The sequence below is a fragment of the uncultured Mucilaginibacter sp. genome (genome assembly GCF_903893715.1).
GTDB lineage: Bacteria > Bacteroidota > Bacteroidia > Sphingobacteriales > Sphingobacteriaceae > Mucilaginibacter.
This window is the reverse complement of record NZ_CAITNG010000044.1, coordinates 1-2532: the sequence shown is the minus strand read 5'-3', so window position 1 is coordinate 2532 and position 2532 is coordinate 1. Positions and strand designations below refer to the sequence as shown.

At 42.2% G+C, this 2532-nt stretch carries 2 protein-coding genes; both read right to left on the bottom strand.

Going from position 1 to position 2532, the window contains the following annotated elements:
• Positions 1–1452 (bottom strand): glycoside hydrolase 43 family protein (locus tag QZX97_RS05825; RefSeq protein WP_295664456.1); only part of this gene is annotated, 1452 nt, incomplete at its 3' end.
• 121 nt (positions 1453–1573) lie between these two features.
• Positions 1574–2532: DUF5017 domain-containing protein (locus QZX97_RS05820; RefSeq protein ID WP_295651629.1), on the bottom strand; the 959-nt coding region annotated here is incomplete at its 5' end.

Genomic DNA, 2532 nt, shown 5'->3' with positions numbered 1-2532 from the left:
TGACTGAACCTGTATCTCGTTGCTTTTTGTCTCAGTTCCTCCCCCTTCTGCATTGATATATTTGCTTTGAGAGACAACCATTCCATCGGGCGTTTTCTTTATAGAAATATACGCGTAATCAATACCTGTTATAATCAAACCGGTTTCTTCGTCATTACCCCTTGGTGTAAAAGTGAGTTTGGTGGTTGCCGAAAAGCTTGGGGCGGGGAATTTTTGAGTAAGCAAATTGGGCACTTGCCAAAAATTTTTTAATTCGCCTTCATGAGGGACATTGTATAACCTCAAATTACCATACGCAGCACCTGCTGGAAATATCCAATTATTTTGGGGATTAGCTTCCCATTGCCATTGCAAACCAAGATTGGCATCATTGAACTCGTCTGATCCCTGGACGGTTTGTATCGGATATGTTTTGCCAACATTCGGCTTTTTATAAGTTTCCACCGGTTCGCCTATGCCGTTTCCATCTAAATCCACTCCCATCAATGGCCAACCCTTGACCCATTTTACAGGTTCTAAATGATCAATCCGACCATATGCATCCTTATCCTGAAAATGTAAAAACCACCACTCTCCGGTTTGCGTGTCGACCAACCCACCTTGGTGCGGGCCGTTTATTACCGTTTTACCTTGTTCAAGTACCACCTTTTCCTCATAAGGCCCATAAATGTTTTTTGAGCGAAGAGCCAGTTCCCAGCCCCCTCCAACACCCCCTGCGGGGGCTAGTATATAGTAATAGCCGTTTAACTTGTCAATTTTGGGGCCCTCAACTGTTGGATTTTTGTCATGACCGTCAAATATCATAGCGCCATCATCCAGCAATCTTGTACCGTCATTTTTCATCCTGCTTAAAACGAGCGTGCTTTTAATGCCCGATCGGCTTGCAGCCATACCATTTACTAAATAGGCTTTACCATCGGTATCCCAAAAAGGGCATGGGTCAATCCATCCTTTTGCTTTTTTTATCAAAAGCGGTACAGACCAAGGGCCTGCCGGGCGCTTTGCTTTCACCATGTAAATGCCGATATCCGGATCGGGATAAAAAATATAAAATTCATGGTTATGAAAACGTATCGACGGTGCCCAAACACCTCCTCCATGTTGAACTGTATTGTAACGTTCCTCAGGAGACTGCTTATCAAATACATGACCAATAATTTGCCAATTCACCAAATCTTTTGAGTGGAGAATCGGCAAACCCGGAACGCTGTTAAAGCTGGATGCCGTAAGATAAAAATCACTGCCTACCCTGATTACATCCGGATCGGAGTAATCCGCATGGATGATCGGATTTTTATAAGTCCCATTGCCATTGTCGGCAACCCATACTTCGGAGATGTTGTTTTTTACAACAGTTTCGCTCGACGTTTTGTGAACCTGCGCGTTTACAGGTTTAACACAAAACACAATTAAATATAAAACGGACGAATACTTTAATTTTCTTTTTAACATATCGATTTTTCGAATCAGTTCATTTTGCTTTGCAAGCTAACCGTTACTATTAACTAAATGTAAAAAAAGGGAGATGACTAACCAGGTCACCTCCCAACGGCTCAATTAACAAAAAAAATCTTTATTGTACGGTAAGGGTTATCTGTTTTATTACCTGCGCGCTAGTAGTACTATTGCTATTGCTTGCAACAAAAGTTACCAAATAGGTACCGTGTGTTTTAAAAACATAATTATATCCAGTTAAAGGCGAAGGTGTTAATTCATCCTGAATATAAATTCCAGCGTCGGGTTTAACGGTTTTTAAATCAACTGCCGATGTAATAAGCCAGGCATCGTTAGCGGGAACTCCGACAACTGCACTTGGATCAAACGTAATTGGGTATGAAGTACGGATTGCTATCCCGCTTGAATTTAGAAGCGTTGTACCACCGTTCACATTCGCCGTACCTACATTCCATGCCGTAGTGGCGCGGTTTTTAAAACTACACTCCACCCAACCGGTATAGGCAAAAGACGATGCGGGCGCAATCGTACTTCCCGAAATAGTGGTGTTGCCTAAAAATGGTGCCGAAAACAACGGGGTATTTGTACCATCAGGCAAATTATTACTCAATGTAAGGTTTTGTATTTCATACTTTCTTTGCGCAACAGTGGTACTTTTACCGATATAGTGAAATGCGAAATTAACCTGCTGTGCGGTGTTGAAATCAGAAACATCAACTGAATCGGAAGTTGTATATGTTGTAGCAAGAGACGTGGGCCATTTAGTATTTCTGGCGGTAATATCTACCCAGGTAGCCTTAGCAATACTCGCAGAATCGTATCCTGCAAGATTTGTAGAAATCATTAACTTCAACGAATCGAGACTTGCCGCTGGCGGTACCGCTCCTTGCTGCATTGATGTTTGGAAAACAAGTTTATTTACACCTGCCTGTGATGTGCGGTTGGCGTTAGCGTAGTTTCTACCTATTTCACCGGAATAAAAAGTGATATACCCGCCGTAATTGCCCGACAATTGAAACCGAACTGTATCGCCTACTTTATAATTGGTTTGCGGTACGGATACATAAAAATCGTAAG